Source organism: Pseudomonas sp. DW-iso3, assembly GCF_058725305.1.
Window position 1 is genome coordinate 64,439 of record NZ_JBZXDZ010000009.1, and the last position, 17,579, is coordinate 82,017.

The 17,579-nt window shown below is 58.5% G+C and carries 17 protein-coding genes and 1 other RNA gene; 12 read left to right on the forward strand and 6 right to left on the reverse strand.

Annotation, left to right across the window (positions count from 1 at the left end):
• Positions 1–65: 65 nt before the first annotated feature.
• Complete coding sequence (grpE, locus tag AC4PS7_RS24440) at positions 66–626, reverse strand: nucleotide exchange factor GrpE (RefSeq protein WP_021492893.1); 561 nt, start codon at positions 624–626, stop codon at positions 66–68.
• Positions 627–880: 254 nt separating this feature from the next.
• Here grpE and recN point away from each other — a divergent pair, with 254 nt between their 5' ends.
• Positions 881–2,554: a DNA repair protein RecN gene (gene recN, locus AC4PS7_RS24445; protein ID WP_010206622.1), complete on the forward strand. Its 1,674-nt coding sequence runs from the start codon at positions 881–883 to the stop codon at positions 2,552–2,554.
• An 86-nt stretch (positions 2,555–2,640) separates the two neighbouring features.
• Here the strand turns inward: recN and fur are convergent, their stop codons facing one another.
• Positions 2,641–3,045 carry a ferric iron uptake transcriptional regulator gene (fur, locus tag AC4PS7_RS24450; protein WP_003194220.1) on the reverse strand — a complete coding sequence of 135 codons (405 nt, stop codon included), beginning with the start codon at positions 3,043–3,045 and terminating at the stop codon, positions 2,641–2,643.
• 98 nt (positions 3,046–3,143) lie between these two features.
• On the opposite strand from fur, the gene AC4PS7_RS24455 reads away from it, so the two are divergent.
• Positions 3,144–3,671 (forward strand): outer membrane protein assembly factor BamE, encoded by a 528-nt coding sequence (locus tag AC4PS7_RS24455; protein ID WP_016976810.1) that lies wholly within the window; start codon positions 3,144–3,146, stop codon positions 3,669–3,671.
• Between the two features lie 63 nt (positions 3,672–3,734).
• Here AC4PS7_RS24455 and AC4PS7_RS24460 read toward each other — a convergent pair whose 3' ends face one another.
• Together AC4PS7_RS24460 and AC4PS7_RS24465 are read right to left on the reverse strand one after the other, a co-directional pair.
• Entirely contained in the window at positions 3,735–4,037 is a 303-nt protein-coding gene (locus AC4PS7_RS24460) for an RnfH family protein (RefSeq protein ID WP_010206629.1), read from the reverse strand.
• Positions 4,030–4,464: a type II toxin-antitoxin system RatA family toxin gene (locus AC4PS7_RS24465; protein WP_492179792.1), complete on the reverse strand. Its 435-nt coding sequence runs from the start codon at positions 4,462–4,464 to the stop codon at positions 4,030–4,032. The genes AC4PS7_RS24460 and AC4PS7_RS24465 overlap by 8 nt, the downstream gene beginning before the upstream one ends.
• Positions 4,465–4,632: 168 nt before the next feature.
• Here AC4PS7_RS24465 and smpB point away from each other — a divergent pair, with 168 nt between their 5' ends.
• Positions 4,633–5,115, forward strand: coding sequence for an SsrA-binding protein SmpB (gene smpB / locus AC4PS7_RS24470; protein ID WP_005791513.1), 483 nt, complete (start codon positions 4,633–4,635; stop codon positions 5,113–5,115).
• 36 nt (positions 5,116–5,151) lie between these two features.
• Here the strand turns inward: smpB and AC4PS7_RS24475 are convergent, their stop codons facing one another.
• Entirely contained in the window at positions 5,152–5,919 is a 768-nt protein-coding gene (locus AC4PS7_RS24475; RefSeq protein WP_010206631.1) for an FCD domain-containing protein, read from the reverse strand.
• A gap of 252 nt (positions 5,920–6,171) precedes the next feature.
• Here AC4PS7_RS24475 and AC4PS7_RS24480 point away from each other — a divergent pair, with 252 nt between their 5' ends.
• The 9 genes from AC4PS7_RS24480 to AC4PS7_RS24520 all read left to right on the forward strand — a co-directional run bounded on the left by AC4PS7_RS24480 (position 6,172) and on the right by AC4PS7_RS24520 (position 17,092).
• Positions 6,172–7,866 carry a lactate permease LctP family transporter gene (locus AC4PS7_RS24480; protein WP_010206633.1) on the forward strand — a complete coding sequence of 565 codons (1,695 nt, stop codon included), beginning with the start codon at positions 6,172–6,174 and terminating at the stop codon, positions 7,864–7,866.
• A 69-nt stretch (positions 7,867–7,935) separates the two neighbouring features.
• Positions 7,936–10,746, forward strand: a complete 2,811-nt coding sequence (locus AC4PS7_RS24485) for an FAD-binding and (Fe-S)-binding domain-containing protein (RefSeq protein ID WP_069673164.1) — start codon at positions 7,936–7,938, stop codon at positions 10,744–10,746.
• Between the two features lie 151 nt (positions 10,747–10,897).
• Entirely contained in the window at positions 10,898–11,176 is a 279-nt protein-coding gene (locus AC4PS7_RS24490) for a PA2433 domain-containing protein (RefSeq protein WP_010206635.1), read from the forward strand.
• 104 nt (positions 11,177–11,280) lie between these two features.
• Positions 11,281–11,677, forward strand: a transfer-messenger RNA (tmRNA) gene (gene ssrA / locus AC4PS7_RS24495).
• Between the two features lie 188 nt (positions 11,678–11,865).
• Positions 11,866–13,122 (forward strand): integrase domain-containing protein, encoded by a 1,257-nt coding sequence (locus AC4PS7_RS24500; protein WP_492179794.1) that lies wholly within the window; start codon positions 11,866–11,868, stop codon positions 13,120–13,122.
• Positions 13,123–14,085: 963 nt separating this feature from the next.
• On the forward strand, positions 14,086–15,483 hold the full coding sequence (locus AC4PS7_RS24505) for a YfjI family protein (RefSeq protein WP_492179795.1): 1,398 nt from the start codon (positions 14,086–14,088) through the stop codon (positions 15,481–15,483).
• On the forward strand, positions 15,467–15,826 hold the full coding sequence (locus AC4PS7_RS24510; protein ID WP_492179796.1) for a hypothetical protein: 360 nt from the start codon (positions 15,467–15,469) through the stop codon (positions 15,824–15,826). Before AC4PS7_RS24505 ends, AC4PS7_RS24510 begins: the two co-directional genes overlap by 17 nt.
• Entirely contained in the window at positions 15,804–16,784 is a 981-nt protein-coding gene (locus AC4PS7_RS24515; protein ID WP_492179798.1) for an integrase domain-containing protein, read from the forward strand. Before AC4PS7_RS24510 ends, AC4PS7_RS24515 begins: the two co-directional genes overlap by 23 nt.
• Positions 16,781–17,092 (forward strand): hypothetical protein, encoded by a 312-nt coding sequence (locus AC4PS7_RS24520; RefSeq protein ID WP_492179800.1) that lies wholly within the window; start codon positions 16,781–16,783, stop codon positions 17,090–17,092. Before AC4PS7_RS24515 ends, AC4PS7_RS24520 begins: the two co-directional genes overlap by 4 nt.
• A gap of 34 nt (positions 17,093–17,126) precedes the next feature.
• Here the strand turns inward: AC4PS7_RS24520 and AC4PS7_RS24525 are convergent, their stop codons facing one another.
• Positions 17,127–17,573: a very short patch repair endonuclease gene (locus AC4PS7_RS24525; protein WP_492179802.1), complete on the reverse strand. Its 447-nt coding sequence runs from the start codon at positions 17,571–17,573 to the stop codon at positions 17,127–17,129.
• Positions 17,574–17,579 lie beyond the last annotated feature (6 nt).

Here is a 17,579-nt window from a genome sequence, read left to right on the forward strand (position 1 = left end):
CAGTGGTGGCTAACTGCGGTAGCACTTAAACGCTTGACTTATAGATGAGGGCTTTTCAGCGTATTTCAAGCCTGCTCATCAATAGAAGGTGAAACCGGTGCAGGGGCCTTGCTCACCACAACCATCGCCGGGCGCAGCAGGCGACCATTGAGCTGGTAACCTTTCTGGAACACTTTCAACACGCTGTTAGGCTCCAGGTCATGGCTTTCCTGCATGGCCATGGCTTGGTGGTGCTCAGCGTTGAACGGCTCACCGCCTGCTGGATCGATGGCTTCCAACTGATAACGCTTCAGGGTGTCCTGAAACATTTTCAGGGTCAGCTCGATCCCTTCGCGCATTGGGCGGATGTTTTCGTCGTCCGGGTTGGACAACTCAAGACCACGCTCCAGGCTGTCGATGATCGGCAGCAAGTCACCGGCAAATTTTTCCAGTGCGAACTTGTGAGCCTTTTCTACATCCTGCTCGGCACGGCGGCGGACGTTCTGCAGATCAGCGGCAACACGCAAAGACTGGTCCTGCGCAGCGGCCAGTTGCTCTTCGAGCACTTGCACACGAGTCGCCAGCTCATCGCCGACAGCCGAATTGGCGTCTGGAGTTTGCGTATCCTGCGTCTGTTCGTCAGCCATAGTTTTCTCCTTTCAAAATCATGCGCGAACTCAGCTCGCGCTTCTGTTCCGGTATATGGGGCCACAATTTCCAGGTTCAAGGGTGCAGGCGTTACCAAAAGTCTTTCCAGTGATGTGGATCAATTCCTGCGCTTCCATTCCTCGTTGCGCTAAAAAATTCGCTCATTCAAGCAAATCGAGCTAAGCGCCAGGATTGTCAGCCTCGAACAAAACACTGTATAAATAACCAGACATAAAGCCTGGGAGCGGCCGTCATGCTCGTGCACTTGTCCGTACATAACTACGCCATCGTTGAACACCTGGATCTCGAACTGGATCGCGGTATGAGCGTAATCACAGGCGAAACCGGCGCCGGCAAGTCGATCATGCTCGACGCCTTGGGCCTGACCCTGGGTGATCGCGCCGACAGCGGCGTGGTGCGACCTGGGGCAGACAAGGCCGACATCCTGGCCACCTTCGACCTGGCGGACATTCCCGAGGCAGAAGCCTGGCTGTCCGAGCGCGACCTTAATAATGAAGGTCCGTGCATCCTGCGACGGGTCATCACGGCGGAAGGTCGCTCCCGTGGCTACATCAACGGCACACCCTGCCCGCTTGGCGACCTTAAAGCCTTGGGCGAGTTGCTGATCGACATCCACAGCCAGCATGAACACCAGTCCCTGCTGAAAACCGACACCCATCGTCGCCTGCTCGATGAGTACGCTGGTGCCACAGACCTTGCCCGCCAGGTGCAGCTTGCCGCCCAGCGCTGGCGCCAGACTCGCCAGGAACTGGAGCGACTCTCCAACTCCGGCGATGAGCAACGTGCTCGCCATCAATTGCTCAGCTATCAACTCGAAGAACTGGAAAGCCTGGGCCTGGGCGAGACCGAACTGGAGCAGCTTGAGCAGGAACACAAGAACCTCACCAACGCGGAAACCCTGCTGGGCATTTGCCGCCAGGTGGTGGAGCAGTGCAGTGAGAGCGACTCCGGGAACGTGCTCAATGCACTGACTGCCAGCCTCAATCGCCTATCGAGCGTGAACAGCGGCTCCGGCTCGTTGAGCGAGGCGACGACCCTGCTTACCAGCGCACAGATCCAGGTAGAGGAAGCCGTCGGCGAACTGAATCGGTTCCTGGATCACTTCGATGCCGACCCAGCACGCCTGCAGGAAATAGAAGAACGCCTGGATACCATCTACACGCTGGCACGCAAACATCGCATCCAGCCCACTGAAGTGGCGACGATGCAGCAAAAGCTGCTGGATGAAATCGAGACCCTGAACGCCAACGATGAATCTATCGAGCGCCTGAGCGGTGAGCTCGCCTCTTTCGCTCGTCATTACCAAGAGAAAGCGCGCGAGCTCAGCGACCTGCGCCAGCAAGCAGCGACGGGCCTGGCCAGCGCAGTGGAGCTGGAGATCCAGCGTCTGGGCATGCCTGGCGGTCGTTTCACCATCGAATTGCGCACCAGCGCCAGCAACGAACTACAACCCCACGGGCTGGAGCAGGTCGAGCTACTGGTCAGCGCCAACCCCGGACAACCGCTCAAAGCGCTGGCGAAAGTAGCCTCCGGCGGCGAGCTGTCGCGGATCAGCCTGGCAATCCAGGTGATTACTGCGCAAACCTCTCGGGTGCCGACACTGGTGTTCGATGAAGTCGATGTGGGAATTGGTGGGCCGACAGCAGAAATTGTTGGCCAGTTGTTGCGACGCCTTGGAGATAGAGGCCAGGTACTGACGGTAACTCACTTGCCACAAGTCGCGGCCCAGGGACATCAACACCTCTTTGTGCACAAGGTACGCGGCAGCGATGCAACACACACAGCCGTGTCCAAGCTGAACAAGTCGGAACGTGTGGAAGAAGTCGCACGCATGCTTGGCGGCATCGATCTAACCAAGGAGTCTTTGGCGCACGCGAAGAAAATGGTCGTAGCGGCAAAGGCCTAACCGAACTATTTTCTCTCTTATAGAAAGCACGAAGGCGACCCTAAGGTCGCCTTCGATCGTTTTGCAGAGAGAATCTGCAACGCTTGTTACTTTTTCTTACGGATGTACAGGACCAGATTGTGGTCAACCAGATCGAAGCCATGCTCCTCAGCAATCTTGTGCTGCAGCGCTTCGATTTCCGGACTGGTGAACTCGATAACCTCATTGGTATCCAGGTCAACCATGTGATCGTGATGACCACCGTCAGCCAGTTCGAACACCGCATGACCGCCGTCGAAATTATGACGAACCACCAGCCCTGCGGCTTCAAACTGGGTCAGCACACGGTAAACCGTGGCCAGGCCGACGTCCTCGTTAGACTCCATCAGTGCCTTGTAAACATCCTCGGCACTCATGTGGCGCTGCTCAGCAGAATCGAGCATTTGTAGAATCTTGACTCGTGGCAGAGTCACTTTGAGACCGGCTTTGCGTAGTTCGCTATTTTCAACCATGGTTAGCTTTCTCGCGGATGCTGCTTCGCAGCTTCTCTTAATACGGGTATGATCGGCGTTTACGTTGTCCCAGCCAAGATAGTGGAAGTCGCCCACCGATGCAAAACACCAAGCTCTTGCTAACCAGTTTCACCTTTGTGGGACTGCTCGCACTCGCCGGTTGTTCATTCCCCGGGGTTTACAAAATCGACATCCAGCAGGGCAATGTCGTCACGCAGGACATGATAGACCAGTTACGCCCCGGAATGACCCGACGGCAAGTACGGTTTATCATGGGTAACCCCCTGCTGACCGACACTTTCCATGCCGATCGCTGGGATTATCTCTACAGCCTTCAGCCAGGCGGCGGTGAACGCCAGCAGGAGCGCGTCAGCGTCATCTTCAATGGCAATGACCAGCTTGTCAGCCTGTCCGGCGACTTCATGCCCGGCGTGAGTCGTGATGAAGCCTTGCTCGGCAAGGACAACGGCACCAATGTCACTGCGCCTGCGCAGGAAGGCGAGAAGCCGAAGTCCGAAGTACCGGCCAAGCCAGGCTCGCTGCTCGACAAGATCCAGAAAGACGTCGACGGCGTGGAAACGGTGCCTGTGCCGACGCCACAACCTCTGGATACCAGTCCGCAGTAAATGTGCGTCGCTCAACAAAAAGCCCGGCATGCCGGGCTTTTTGCTGCTCGCCATTTGGCTGACCTATGAGTTCTGTTGCTTGGCCAGCGCCGCTTTGGCTGCGCGCAACCTGCGCACTTCTTTAGGGTCTGCCAGCAGTGGACGGTAAATCTCGATACGATCACCCGCCTGCACACTGCGCACCTCAGCGTCCGCGACTACCTTGCCGAAAATACCCAAAGGGCAATCAGCCAGATCCAGCCCGGGGAATTGCGCTGCAATGCCTGACGCCTGCACCGCCGCGCGCAGGCTGGTGCCGGCCGGCACCGTCACCGCCAGCAGCACCTGGTGATCCACTGCGGCATACACCACTTCAATCTCAACCATGCAGTTGCTTGGCCCGCTGGCAAAATGCGTCCACCAGGGTATTTGCCGCCTGATTGAACAAAGGCCCCAAGGTCGCGCGCACGATAGGCCCAGCGTAATCAAAGGAAAGATCCAGGCTGATTTTGCAGGCCTTGTCCGTCAGCGCCTTGAATACCCACACCCCATGCAACTGAGTAAACGGCCCTTCCTGCAAATTCATTTCGATGGATTTCCCAGGCACCAGCACATTACGCGTCACAAAGTGCTGGCTAAGACCGCCCTTCGCGACCCCGACACTGGCGACCATGTACTCATCACTGTTTTCCAGCACCTCGGCGGTTGAGCACCACGGCAGGAATTCCGGGTAACGCGCCACGTCGTTGACCAGGTCATAGAGCGCCTGTGCCGGATAGGGCAGCAGCGCTGAACGTTGAATATGCGTCGTCATGTGTGCGTTATTTCCACAGCTGAGCGGCAAACATCGCGGAAGAACAGCCCGATCCGCGAAAGAAAAAAACCAGAGAACTGCCTGCATTGTCCGGGATTCGTCCAACACGCTCAAGCACGCAGGTTGACCGTAGCCGACAGGCTCGCAACTCCCTATAATGCCGCCCCTATGGCTAAACAAAAGAAACACCCCACAGGGACCATCGCGCAAAATAAAAAGGCGCGACACGATTACTTCATCGAACATCGGTTCGAGGCTGGTCTGGTCCTGGCCGGCTGGGAAGTAAAGAGTCTGCGTGCCAGCAAGCTGCAGCTGGTCGACAGTTATGTGCTGCTCAAGGATGGCGAGGCATGGCTGCTCGGCAGTCATATCACCCCGCTGACCACTGCGAGCACCCACGTGATTGCCGATCCGGTACGCACGCGCAAGCTGCTGCTCAATGCCCGCGAACTGGAAAAGCTCGCTGCTGCCGTACAGCAGAAGGGCTATGCCTGCGTCTGCCTGTCCTGGTACTGGAGCAAGCACCTGGTCAAGTGCGAGATCGCCTTGGGCAAGGGCAAGAAGGAATACGACAAGCGCGATACCGAGCGCGAACGCGATTCCAATCGCGAGCTTCATCGTGCCGTACGCAACAAGGGCAAGGAAGACTGATCCTTGCAGTGATGCAGCCGCGGGAGCTTCCCTCGGCTACGTCCCCTTGCGCCGCTCCGCACGCGCCACACGCTGAACTTCCTGACGCACTTCTTCCAACACTTCCTGCACATACAGCAGGTGACGTGTTGAAACTTCCCGCGCCTGCTCGGCACGCCCCTCGATAATCGCCAGGTACAGATCCCGGTGCTGACTGATCAGCATGTCGCGGGTTTCCGTACGCTGTTGATACATGCCGCCAATGTTGGTCACCACGTTACGCTTGAGCAGGTCGAACAGGCCGCGAATCGTGTGCAGCAACACAGCGTTGTGGCTCGCCTCGGCGATAGCCAAGTGAAACCGCGCATCCGCCGCCCCCTCTTCGACCCGGCTCACCTCATCGGAACGGGTGTAGCAATCCTGAAGCGCTTCGAACGCAGCCGTGAGACGCTCGCGATCCACCTCTGTCGCGCGCAACGCGGCGTAATAAGCACACGAGGCCTCAAGGGTCTGACGAAACTCCAGCAGATCCCGCTGAGCCTCGGGGTTGTTCTCCAACAGGAGCAACAGCGGGTCACTGAACGTGGAACCCAAAGATTCAGCCACGTAGTTACCACCACCCTGGCGGCTGACGAGCAAACCTTTGGCTGCCAGCTTCTGGATCGCCTCTCGCAAAGAAGGTCGCGACACCCCGAATTGTTCAGCCAACGCGCGTTCGGCCGGCAAGCGCTCGCCCGACTTCAGCGTGCCCTCAAGGATCATGCCCTCAAGCTGCTCGACGATGTCATCAGACAAACGGCGCTGACGCACCTGATCAAACCCCATCACTCACTCTCCACCATCCCGACCACTCGCCGGGCCCTCTATTCTCGCCGATCACAACGAATGCAGCACCTATCAGAGCGCCCTCATTTCCACTGATCAGCGCACCCTTGCCACCCACCTACGACCAAAGTTTCGTAAGCGGCAAATTGACACGCCCCAACCAAGGCTTTTACTCTAGCCAACAGCGACTGTAAATTGGTATTACCAATTACCCAAGCTGACCAAACAACAACAATCAGGGGCCACCCCATCATGCAAACCTGGCAACAGCTCTACAGCCCGCTCGGCAGCCTCGGCCTGTCCGCAATGGCGGCCGTTATTCCGATCGTATTCTTCTTCCTGGCCCTGGCCGTGTTTCGCCTCAAAGGCCACGTGGCGGGCAGCATTACCTTGGCGCTGTCGATCCTGGTCGCGATCTTCGCCTTCCAGATGCCGGTAGACATGGCATTGGCCGCCGCCGGTTATGGCTTTGCCTACGGTCTGTGGCCCATCGCGTGGATCATCGTCGCGGCGGTGTTCCTCTACAAACTCACGGTCAAAAGCGGCCAGTTCGAAATCATCCGCAGCTCGGTCCTGTCGATCACTGACGACCAGCGCCTGCAAGTGCTATTGATCGGCTTCTGCTTCGGCGCCTTCCTGGAAGGTGCGGCCGGTTTCGGCGCCCCCGTGGCAATTACCGCTGCACTGCTGGTCGGCCTGGGCTTCAACCCGCTGTACGCCGCCGGCCTGTGCCTGATTGCAAACACCGCCCCCGTGGCCTTTGGGGCGCTGGGCATCCCGATCATCGTTGCAGGTCAGGTGACCGGCATTGACGCATTCAAGATCGGCGCCATGACTGGTCGCCAACTGCCGCTGCTGTCGTTGTTCGTACCGTTCTGGTTGGTGTTCATGATGGACGGCGTGCGCGGCGTGCGTGAAACCTGGCCAGCGGCACTGGTCGCCGGCTTGAGCTTTGCCATCACCCAGTACTTCACCTCCAACTTCATCGGCCCGGAACTGCCGGACATCACCTCGGCCCTGGCCAGCCTGATTTCCCTGACGCTGTTCCTGAAAGTCTGGCAACCCAAACGCACCGCAGGTGCCCAGATTGCCGGCGCCACCTCCAGCGCCGCCGTCACCGCCAGCGCAGGCGGTTTCGGTCTGCCGCGCAACACAATCGTTTCGCCCTACAGCCTCGGCCAGATTTTCAAGGCCTGGTCGCCGTTCCTGATTCTTACCGTGCTGGTCACTATCTGGACCCTCAAGCCGTTCAAAGCGATGTTTGCTGCCGGGGGCTCGATGTACAGCTGGGTGTTCAACTTCGCTATCCCGCACCTGGACCAACTGGTGATCAAAGTCGCGCCGATCGTAACCAACCCCACTGCGATCCCGGCCGTGTTCAAACTGGACCCGATTTCAGCGACCGGCACTGCGATTTTCTTCTCGGCGTTGATCTCGATGCTGGTACTGAAAATTGACATCAAGACTGGTCTTACCACTTTAAAAGAGACCTTCTACGAACTGCGCTGGCCGATCCTGTCGATTGGGATGGTGTTGGCATTCGCATTCGTTACCAACTACTCCGGCATGTCTTCGACCATGGCGCTGGTACTGGCCGGCACGGGCGCAGCCTTCCCGTTCTTCTCGCCTTTCCTTGGCTGGCTGGGTGTTTTCCTGACAGGCTCCGACACCTCGTCCAACGCCTTGTTCAGCTCCCTGCAAGCCACCACCGCGCATCAGATCGGCGTCAACGACACCTTGTTGGTCGCTGCCAACACCAGCGGCGGCGTTACCGGCAAGATGATCTCGCCGCAGTCCATCGCGGTGGCGTGCGCCGCTACCGGCCTAGTGGGCAAAGAATCCGACCTGTTCCGCTTTACTCTCAAGCACAGCCTGTTCTTTGCCACCATCGTCGGGCTGATCACCCTGGCCCAGGCTTACTGGTTCACCGGTATGCTGGTGCACTAAAACCTGCACGTAATAGGGTAAGAATCGACGCCGGACACGATTCCGGCGTCAGCTATTTCTGGAGGACCGATGAGCCTGCCTGCTGCTTTCCTGAGCGACGTCGCACAACTGATCCCTAAAGATCGACGTTTCGACGACCCACTTTCCACCCTCGCTTTCGGCACTGACGCCAGCTTTTACCGATTGATCCCACAGCTGGTGATCCGCGTGGAGTCAGAAGACGAAGTCGTTGCCTTGTTGCAATGGGCTCAGCGCGACCACGTAGCCGTGACCTTCCGCGCCGCCGGCACCAGCCTGTCCGGGCAGGCCATCAGCGACTCGGTGCTGATCGTGCTGGGGGACAACTGGAATGGCCGCGAGATTCGCGGGCAAGGCACGCAAATCCGTCTGCAGCCCGGCGTGATCGGCGCCCAGGCCAATGCGTGGCTGGCGCCGTTCGGGCGCAAGATCGGGCCGGACCCAGCGTCGATAAACGCCTGCAAGATCGGCGGCATCGTCGCCAACAATGCCAGCGGCATGTGCTGCGGCACGGCGCAGAACACTTACCACACCCTGGCCGGCATACGCTTGGTATTGGCTGACGGCAGCCGCCTGGATACCGAAGACGCCACCAGCGTTAAGGCGTTCCGTGAACAACACGGTGCGCTGCTTGAGCGGCTGGCAACATTGGGTCGCGAGACACGGGCAAATGCCGAATTAGCCGCGAAAATTCGTCACAAATACCGTCTGAAAAACACCACCGGACTGTCGCTGAATGCCCTGGTGGACTTCGATGAGCCGCTGGATATCCTTAGCCATCTGCTGGTGGGTTCCGAGGGCACCCTGGGCTTTATCAGCGCGGTCACCTACGACACGGTGGTAGATCACCCGAATAAAGCGTCGGCGTTGATTGTGTTTCCAGATGTCGAAACCTGCTGCAACGCAGTCACCATCCTCAAAACCCAGCCGGTCTCGGCCGTCGAGCTGTTGGACCGACGCAGCATGCGCTCGGTACAGAACAAGCCAGGCATGCCCGCTTTCGTACAGCAACTCTCGGAAAATGCCTGCGCCCTGTTGATCGAATCCCGTGCAGCGTCGTCGTCCTTACTGCATGAGCAGTTGGCGCTCATCATGGCCTCCCTGGCCCAATTCCCGGTGGAAAAACAGGTCGACTTCACCGAAGACCCCACAGAGAACGCCCGCCTGTGGGCAATCCGCAAGGACACCTTCCCAGCTGTCGGCGCCGTGCGCAAAACCGGTACCACCGTGATCATCGAAGACGTGACCTTCCCGGTGGAGCAACTGGCAATCGGCGTCAATCGCTTGATCGAATTGTTCGACAAACATCACTACGACGAAGCGATACTTTTCGGACACGCGCTGGAAGGCAATCTGCACTTCGTCTTCACCCAAGGCTTCAACAGTGCGGAAGAAGTCACACGCTATCAGGCGTTCATGGACGACGTGGCGCAATTGGTGGCCGTGGAGTTTGGTGGCTCGCTAAAAGCCGAACACGGCACCGGACGCAATATGGCGCCGTTCGTGGAGCTGGAATGGGGCAGCGACGCCTATCAATTGATGTGGCAACTCAAGCGCCTGCTTGACCCCAACGGCATTCTCAACCCGGACGTGGTGCTCAGCCAGGACCCGCAAATCCACCTCAAGCACCTCAAGCCGCTACCCGCCGCTGATGAGCTTGTGGATAAGTGCATCGAGTGCGGCTTCTGTGAACCGGTGTGCCCGTCGAAAGGCCTGACTTTGAGCCCGCGCCAACGCATCGTGATCTGGCGCGACATCCAGGCGAAAAAACGTGCCGGTGTCGACACCACTGAGTTGGAGGCGGCTTATCACTATCAAGGCATCGACACCTGCGCTGCCACCGGCCTCTGCGCTCAGCGCTGCCCGGTAGGAATCAATACCGGCGATCTGGTGAAAAAACTACGCAGCCGCGACGCTGACCGTACGAAAACCGCCGAATGGCTCGCCACCCATTTCTCCACCGCACTCCAAGGCGCGCGCTTCACCCTGCACGTGGCCAACGGCGCACGCATGCTGCTGGGCGCACCACGCCTGGCGAAGCTGTCGGCCAGCATGACCAAGCTGTCCAAGGGGCAAATCCCGCAGTGGACCGCCGCCATGCCCCAGCCAGAAAAAGCCATTCGTTTCAGCCCGGCGGTAACGGACGAGCGGCCGCGAGTGGTCTACCTGGCCGCCTGCGTCTCACGCGCCATGGGGCCGGCAGCGGGGGATAAGGAACAGATGTCGCTGTACGATAAAACCCGCAGCCTGTTGGAAAAAGCCGGTTACCAAGTCGTGTTCCCCGACAATCAGGACAGCCTGTGCTGTGGCCAGCCCTTCGCCTCCAAAGGCTACGCCGAACAAGCCGAACACAAGCGCCAGGAGCTGATTGGCGCCCTGCTCCACGCCAGCCGTGGCGGGCTCGACCCGATCTACTGCGACACCAGCCCTTGCACCCTGCGCCTGGTGCAGGACCTAGGCGATACGCGCCTAGACCTGTATGACCCCGTGCGTTTCATCCGCACGCACCTGATGGACCGCCTCGACTTCACGCCCCAGGAAGCCCCCATCGCCGTTCACGTCACCTGCAGCACGCAGCACCTGGGCGAAAGCCAGGCCCTGATCGACCTGGCACGGCGCTGCTCCAACACCGTGGTCATCCCCGAAGGCATTCATTGCTGCGGGTTTGCCGGTGACAAAGGCTTCACCACGCCGGAACTCAACGCCCACTCACTGCGCACCCTCAAGGACGCGGTGCAATATTGCAGCGAAGGCATCTCCACCAGCCGCACTTGCGAGATCGGCCTGAGCCAGCATGGCGGCATCGATTATCACGGGCTGGTCTACTTGGTGGACCGTGTCACCCAGGCCCGCGCCCACTGATCCTGAAGAAATGATCCTGCAAAAAAAACAGAACCCCTGCGTGCCGGCGTAGTCATCTGCATAGGCCTCGACAAACGAGGCTCATCAGTGATGTCGCTGGCAGCCCCTGAACGCCAGCAGCGTCGAGCCCTTTTGCGCAAGGAGATACCCTATGAAGCGTTCCGCTCTTGCTGGCTTGTTCATTACCGCTGCGATGCTGGCTTCCCCTGTGTTCGCTGCGGGCGAGCCCGATCTGTGCAAAATCAATCTGGACAAAATCAACAACGGTAAAGCGCTGCTCGCCACTGACACCAGCGGCAAAAGCGGCGAAATAGACACTGCCGTCTCCCAAGCCAAAGCGGCCCACGCCGCCGGCGATGACAAAAAGTGCATCGAGATCACCTCGAAGGCGCTGCAAGACCTGCAGAACAGCGAAAAAGGCGGCCAATAGGCCGCTCAGTCACGGAAGGCAAACCTTCGGGTTGGCCTTCCGTGACGGTTTGGCGTACACTGCACAGGCTTGTCACTCACTATGAAACAACGAGTTACAAGCACGGGGCCGTTTAGGATTCGACGCCGGTTGCGAAACTTTAGGTGCATGCCGAGTTGGTAACAGAACTCGTAAATCCACTGTTGCAACTTCTTATAGTTGCCAATGACGAAAACTACGGCCAGGAATTCGCTCTCGCTGCGTAAGCAGCCTTAGCCCTGAGCTTCTGGTACCTTCGGGTCCAGCAATCACCAGGGGATGTCTGTAAACCCAAAGTGATTGTCATATAGAACAGAATCGCCGTGCAGTACGTTGTGGACGAAGCGGCTAAAACTTACACAACTCGCCCAAAGCACCCTGCCCTTCGGGTCGCTGAGGGTTAACTTAATAGAAACGGCTACGCATGTAGTACCGACAGCGGAGTACTGGCGGACGGGGGTTCAAATCCCCCCGGCTCCACCAAATGATCAATCAAAGACGTCCACGGACGTCTTTTTTTGGGCCTGGAAGTCAGTGAAATCAAGGGTTTACTGCTCTTTTGAGGGCCGCAACGGTTTTTTGAGTTCCAGCCATCCCGGTATTCCCCGTGGTATTCCAGCCTACCTGGGGCTAATCTTGGGAATACCAAAAGGTGTCATGGAGCTTCTCCCATGTGCGCTCAAACAGCTCGTCTCTCCGACCGCCAGCTCAAGGCGGTCAAGCCCAAAGACAAGGACTATGTCCTCACGGATGGCGACGGCCTCCAGCTCCGAGTCCGGGTCAACCGCTCGATGCAGTGGAATTTCAACTACAGGCATCCGGTCACCAAGAATCGAATCAACATGGCGCTCGGCTCCTACCCTGAGGTCTCTCTGGCGCAAGCTCGGCGAAAAGCGGTTGAGGCTAGGGAAGTACTTGCGCAGGGGATCGACCCAAAAGCTCAGCGCAATGAGCTCGCGCAGGCCAAGCTAGCCGAGACGGAACATACGTTCGAGAAGGTAGCTACCGCCTGGTTCGAGCTGAAAAAGGACTCGGTCACGCCGGCTTATGCCGAGGACATCTGGCGCTCACTCACGCTGCACATTTTCCCGAGCATGAAATCGACTCCGATCTCGGAAGTCAGCGCACCGATGGTGATAAAAGTTCTTCGGCCCATCGAAGCCAAAGGCAGCTTGGAAACCGTGAAGCGGCTTAGCCAGCGCCTCAACGAGATCATGACCTACGGGGTCAATTCGGGAATGATTTTCGCGAACCCGCTCAGCGGGATTCGGGCGGTATTCAAGAAACCGAAGAAAGAAAACATGGCGGCGCTACCACCCGAGGAGCTTCCTGAACTCATGCTGGAAATAGCGAACGCCAGCATCAAGCGCACGACCCGCTGCCTGATCGAATGGCAGTTGCACACCATGACTCGCCCCGCCGAGGCGGCGACTACTCGCTGGGCAGACATCGACTTTGAAAGGCGTGTCTGGACCATCCCGCCGGAGCGGATGAAGAAGCGCCGCCCGCACAGCATCCCGCTGAGCGATCAAGCCATGTCATTGCTGGAGATACTGAAGTCTCACAGTGGTCATCGGGAATACGTCTTCCCGGCAGACCGAAACCCTCGTACTCATGCCAATAGCCAGACCGCCAACATGGCATTGAAACGCATGGGCTTCCAAGACCGCCTGGTCAGCCACGGCATGCGCTCGATGGCCAGCACCATATTGAATGAACATGGGTGGGACCCGGAGCTCATCGAAGTGGCGTTGGCCCACGTCGACAAGGATGAGGTGCGCAGTGCCTACAACCGAGCCGACTACATCGAGCGACGGCGGCCGATGATGGCCTGGTGGAGCGAGTACATTCTGAAGGCGTCGACGGGCAATCTCTCGGCCAGCGCGATGAATGTGGCCAGGGATCGGAACGTAGTACCCATCCGATAGGGCGGCGACAACGGCGACACTGGCGACAGACCGCGTGCAATCTACATCCTTGCCGTCTGAGCGGATGGCGACAGTCGCCAACTCGCCTAGATTTTGGCTTCTCCGGCTAAGCCCGTGAGCGTGGGGAGGCTTCGCATCCCCACGCTCACGGGCTAACACTAGAAAAGCGACAAACGGCCACTTTGCCACTGACACCCACCGACTTCCAAAGCACGCCAGAGGAGGAATCTGGCGCATTTCCATGTGCCCTTCACCAATTGACCCGTGCCGCGGTGACCGATAGAACGAAGATTCAAAGCGCTGCCTTAGGCAGCACCCCAGATGACCAGAGCCTTCAAGGTCATGCCGCTAACCCGGTGGTTCATCCCAAAGTGCGATTCGCGCCCGGAGGCTCGCACGGTCATTCGCCAGAATGATGGACGCCCTCTAAACAATCCGCCTAGTGCGGCTGCCCGCTAACCCTTTAGCCCTGCAGCAACGAACCTGCTCGGCCGACGTTTTGCGCCAACCGTTCGCCCGTCTCTTTTTCCAGAAAAGAGACGGGCGCTCCTGCCACTGCTGCAGCCCTCATCGCACAGGGCTTTGCGGCAATTCCCCTCGTGACAATCAGCGTGACAAACGCCGATGTCACCAGCAACAGCGCTGTAGATGATGGTGCCGCAGACCAGGGAATGGACTGCACCTGACTGACAGTCAGGCATGCCCCGGTCATCGCAGTGCTGCTTGCAGCTGGCTCAGGATCTCGCGGCACTGGTCTCGTCAGCCAATGCAGCCTCCACCCGCCCACCGGTAACGGTGTTCAGGAGGCCAGATCATGAGATGCCCTTGCTCCTGGTCGTAAGGAGCCGCCGTCCCACGTCAGTGGACACCCTCACAGGTCGCAGGGGCCTTGATCCCTGATAACACTCAACATTCTTGGCGGGATGACGTGAGGGATAGATCAGTAATTTATGGAGGAAGGCTATGCAACTGCGTGAAGTCCAAGGGCCACCACGCCCCTTGTTGGAACAGCAGATTACGCCCCTACCCTACCCGGTCGCGGCGCTGGGCGATCTTTTGCGGCCGGCCGTAGAGCGCATGGCCGATGTGATCGGCGTGCCCTGCGCCATGGCCGCGCAATCTGTTCTAGCCACGGCAGCTTTGGCGAGCCAGGCGCACGCCAATGTTCATCTCGACGGACGAATCTATCCGTTGTCGCTGTACTTGCTGACGGTGGCTTGCTCGGGTGATCGCAAAAGCGCGGTGGACCATATTGCACTGCAGGCCGTACGCGACTGGGAAAGAGAGCAGTGGATCGCCTATGGCGAACAGCTCAAGGCGCACCGAGCTGCAATGAGCCTCACCGCGAAGTCAACGACCTCGAAAAAGTCAGCACAGCTAGCGCTGGACGCCCAACCTGAACCTGTCCAACCAAGACTGCTCACTGCTGAGCCGACCATTGAGGGCCTGGTCAAAAGTCTGTGCCACGGTTTGCCCAGCATGGGGCTGTTCAGCGATGAGGGCGGGCAGTTTTTGGGCGGCAGCACCATGAGCAAGGACAACATGATCAAGGCGATCACTCACTTGTCGACGCTGTGGGACGGTAGCCCGGTTGATCGGTCGCGCGCGATGACTGGAGAAAGTCTGCGTGCCTATGATCGCCGCCTCAGCATGCACTTGATGCTTCAACCCCGCCTGGCAGACCGCTTGCTGCAGGACGCTGATATCAAAGACCAGGGCATCCTGGGACGCTGTCTGATCAGTTGGCCAGAGCGTCTGGTTGGACAACGACTGTACAAAGCCATCGACCTGACCCGAGATCCAAAGGTGCACCTATACCAGCAGCGCATTGCCGCGCTCATGCAGAAGCCTTGGTCACGGCATACAGATGGTGGCCTCACACCTGCGGTCATAGAGTTGAGCCCACGCGCCCGTGATGCATGGATTGCCATTCACGACACCATTGAATGCGAGTCAGGGGAGTTCGGCGAGCTGGTCAACGTCCAAGCCGCGGCGAGCAAAGCCGCCGCGAACGTACTACGCATGGCTGGTGTCATGGCGGTGGTTGAGGAATCGACTGTATTGGAAGACAGGCACATTCAGCGCGCCTCCACGCTGATGGACTACTACCTGGCCGAGAGCCAACGCCTGACTGAACAGGAACCACTGAATAAGCTTCGCGCAGAGGCTGATTGCCTGCTGCGCTGGTTGATAAAGAAGAAATGGCCACCGTTTCGCCTCCGCGATCTCACGCGCAACGGCCCTCGCTTTGCCCGTAAAAGCACGCGGCACACTTTCGAGTTATTGCTGCAGCTGGTTGCCCATAACTGGCTGGACAATGACGGGGACATATTCGAGGTGCGCCATGTTCCGCCTCAATGACGCCGTGCGCCGCTATCGGGCGCAACATTGCTCGCCGACCGAGTTACGACGTGTCGCCGCCACTGCCACCACTTTGTCGCCACGTGCCAATCCAGATGCGGCGGGGGTTGTCGCCAGTGTCGCCGTTGTCGCCGCTCCAACATCTGAGTCAATCGACCTCGCTCGGCTCATCGAGCAGTTGCAAGAAGACGGGGCCTTGCTGCAACACAGCGAAAACGCCCTTCTCATCCGCCCAGCACACTGGGGACAGTTGGACAGCGTCAGCGCCCACTGGAAAGCCCTGCTGCTGCACCTACAAACCAACGATCAAGGTGAAGACAATGGCGCTGGTCGGTCGGCGTGATGGTCGCAACTTTGGCTATGGTCGCCAATTGAGCTATGCCGGTCGGCAGGCACTAGGGGACATGTTCGCCGGCGGCCACTTCGCCACGGTCAAAGCGCATAGCGATCGCTGGCAAGCATTCGTAGACTGGTGCCGGTCAGAGGGCGGCCCCGGTTACAACGACGCGCGCCAAATTGATCAACAGACGCTCCAGGACTACGTCGCATACCTGCGTCAGCAGATCCAGCAAGGCGAATTATGCATCGCTACCGCGCAAAATCGCCTGAGCAGCGTCAACCGCACCCTTGCCGCGCTGCGCGGTGATCATGAAGTGAGAGTCATCAGCCCGAGCCAGGCATTAGGGCAGCAGCGCTCCAACGTACGCTCCCAAGCTCCAGCTGGCCAAGACCATCAACAGGTACAGCGCGTGCTGCAGGTATTGCATGAACAGCAGTACGAGCGAGTGGCCGCGATTGCCCTGTTGGCCCGAGCAACCGGCATGCGCCTGCGCGAAGCGATCCTAGCGGACCTGCCACGCTTGCACCATGAGGCCAAGCACTTGGGTCGTATCAATATCCAAGACGGCACCAAAGGCGGCCGCTCTGGGGCATCAGCGCCGCGGTGGATTGCTGCCAACAATGAGGTAAACGAGGCAATCCTTTTCGCAAGAAATGCATCACCGAGGGGCAGCCGTAACCTGCTGGCCCCAGAAGAAAGCTACGCCGCGTTCCTGCAAATGACGGTGCGCCCCGCCCGCAAAATTCTGCATAGGCACAAGCTAAAGGGGTTTCATGAATTGCGCGCCGCCTACGCTTGCAAACGCTACGAGCATTTCACAGGCTATGCAGCCCCAGTCAATGGCGGCCATTGCTATCGAATCGACCCCGACCTTGATCAACAGGCACGCCTACAAATCAGTCTTGAGCTCGGACATAACCGGCTCGATGTGGTTTCGGCCTACATCGGTGGCCGGTCATGAGCAAATCCTTTGATATGACGTTGTTCTTGATCGGCGTTCAGTGCGGCTCGAAGAGCACGCAGCAAAGGCACCTCCGACAAGCTCAAATCATGCAAGCGGCGATCCACGAGCGCTGGCAACGAAACACCCCTTGGACTTGGCAGCGAAAGCATATGCGCTGGTTTTTGACTCACTTTCTGAAGGACCACTCAAGCGCAAGCCAGTACTACTACAAACTCACCGCTTTACTAATCAGTAAGCGGCTAGGGACTGCGCGGTTGCTGACAGATCGATCAAGTGGCAAGCGCTCCTGCCGTCGACGGCCGTAGAAGTCACGATCAACCTGTCCAGTCGGCGCCAACATTACCTACAACGAGGCCTCACTGAGGCAGCGGACAACTCCTTCACTTGTAGGGCCTCATGTAGATCAGACAAGCGCCCACCGCCTTGCTTGATCTCGCACTCCCACACAACCATGACCGTCCAGCCTTTGGCTTCCAGCGCCTGTACATTTTCGAGGTCTCTCTCAACGTTCCTTGAAAATTTTGCCGCCCAGAATTCGCTCCGAGTCTTAGGTGTAGTAGCGTACTGACATCCAGCATGTCGATGCCAAAAACATCCGTGTACAAATATACAGGTCCGGAGCTTGGGCATTACAATGTCAGGCTTGCCAGGGAGGTCCTTGCGGTGCAGGCGAAAACGATAGCCCAAAGCATGAAGGAAACGGCGCAGTGCGAGCTCAGGCTGTGTATTTTTGCCGGTTATCGCAGCCATCATCCGAGATCTGGTCGCTTTATCTACAACATCCACTTTCGT

Coding starts and splice junctions, on each gene's coding strand:
- grpE (WP_021492893.1), bottom strand. CDS start 626: ATGGCTGACGAACAGACGCAGGATACGCAAACTCCAGACGCCAATTCG.
- recN (WP_010206622.1), top strand. CDS start 881: ATGCTCGTGCACTTGTCCGTACATAACTACGCCATCGTTGAACACCTG.
- fur (WP_003194220.1), bottom strand. CDS start 3,045: ATGGTTGAAAATAGCGAACTACGCAAAGCCGGTCTCAAAGTGACTCTG.
- AC4PS7_RS24455 (WP_016976810.1), top strand. CDS start 3,144: ATGCAAAACACCAAGCTCTTGCTAACCAGTTTCACCTTTGTGGGACTG.
- AC4PS7_RS24460 (WP_010206629.1), bottom strand. CDS start 4,037: ATGGTTGAGATTGAAGTGGTGTATGCCGCAGTGGATCACCAGGTGCTG.
- AC4PS7_RS24465 (WP_492179792.1), bottom strand. CDS start 4,464: ATGACGACGCATATTCAACGTTCAGCGCTGCTGCCCTATCCGGCACAG.
- smpB (WP_005791513.1), top strand. CDS start 4,633: ATGGCTAAACAAAAGAAACACCCCACAGGGACCATCGCGCAAAATAAA.
- AC4PS7_RS24475 (WP_010206631.1), bottom strand. CDS start 5,919: ATGGGGTTTGATCAGGTGCGTCAGCGCCGTTTGTCTGATGACATCGTC.
- AC4PS7_RS24480 (WP_010206633.1), top strand. CDS start 6,172: ATGCAAACCTGGCAACAGCTCTACAGCCCGCTCGGCAGCCTCGGCCTG.
- AC4PS7_RS24485 (WP_069673164.1), top strand. CDS start 7,936: ATGAGCCTGCCTGCTGCTTTCCTGAGCGACGTCGCACAACTGATCCCT.
- AC4PS7_RS24490 (WP_010206635.1), top strand. CDS start 10,898: ATGAAGCGTTCCGCTCTTGCTGGCTTGTTCATTACCGCTGCGATGCTG.
- AC4PS7_RS24500 (WP_492179794.1), top strand. CDS start 11,866: ATGTGCGCTCAAACAGCTCGTCTCTCCGACCGCCAGCTCAAGGCGGTC.
- AC4PS7_RS24505 (WP_492179795.1), top strand. CDS start 14,086: ATGCAACTGCGTGAAGTCCAAGGGCCACCACGCCCCTTGTTGGAACAG.
- AC4PS7_RS24510 (WP_492179796.1), top strand. CDS start 15,467: ATGTTCCGCCTCAATGACGCCGTGCGCCGCTATCGGGCGCAACATTGC.
- AC4PS7_RS24515 (WP_492179798.1), top strand. CDS start 15,804: ATGGCGCTGGTCGGTCGGCGTGATGGTCGCAACTTTGGCTATGGTCGC.
- AC4PS7_RS24520 (WP_492179800.1), top strand. CDS start 16,781: ATGAGCAAATCCTTTGATATGACGTTGTTCTTGATCGGCGTTCAGTGC.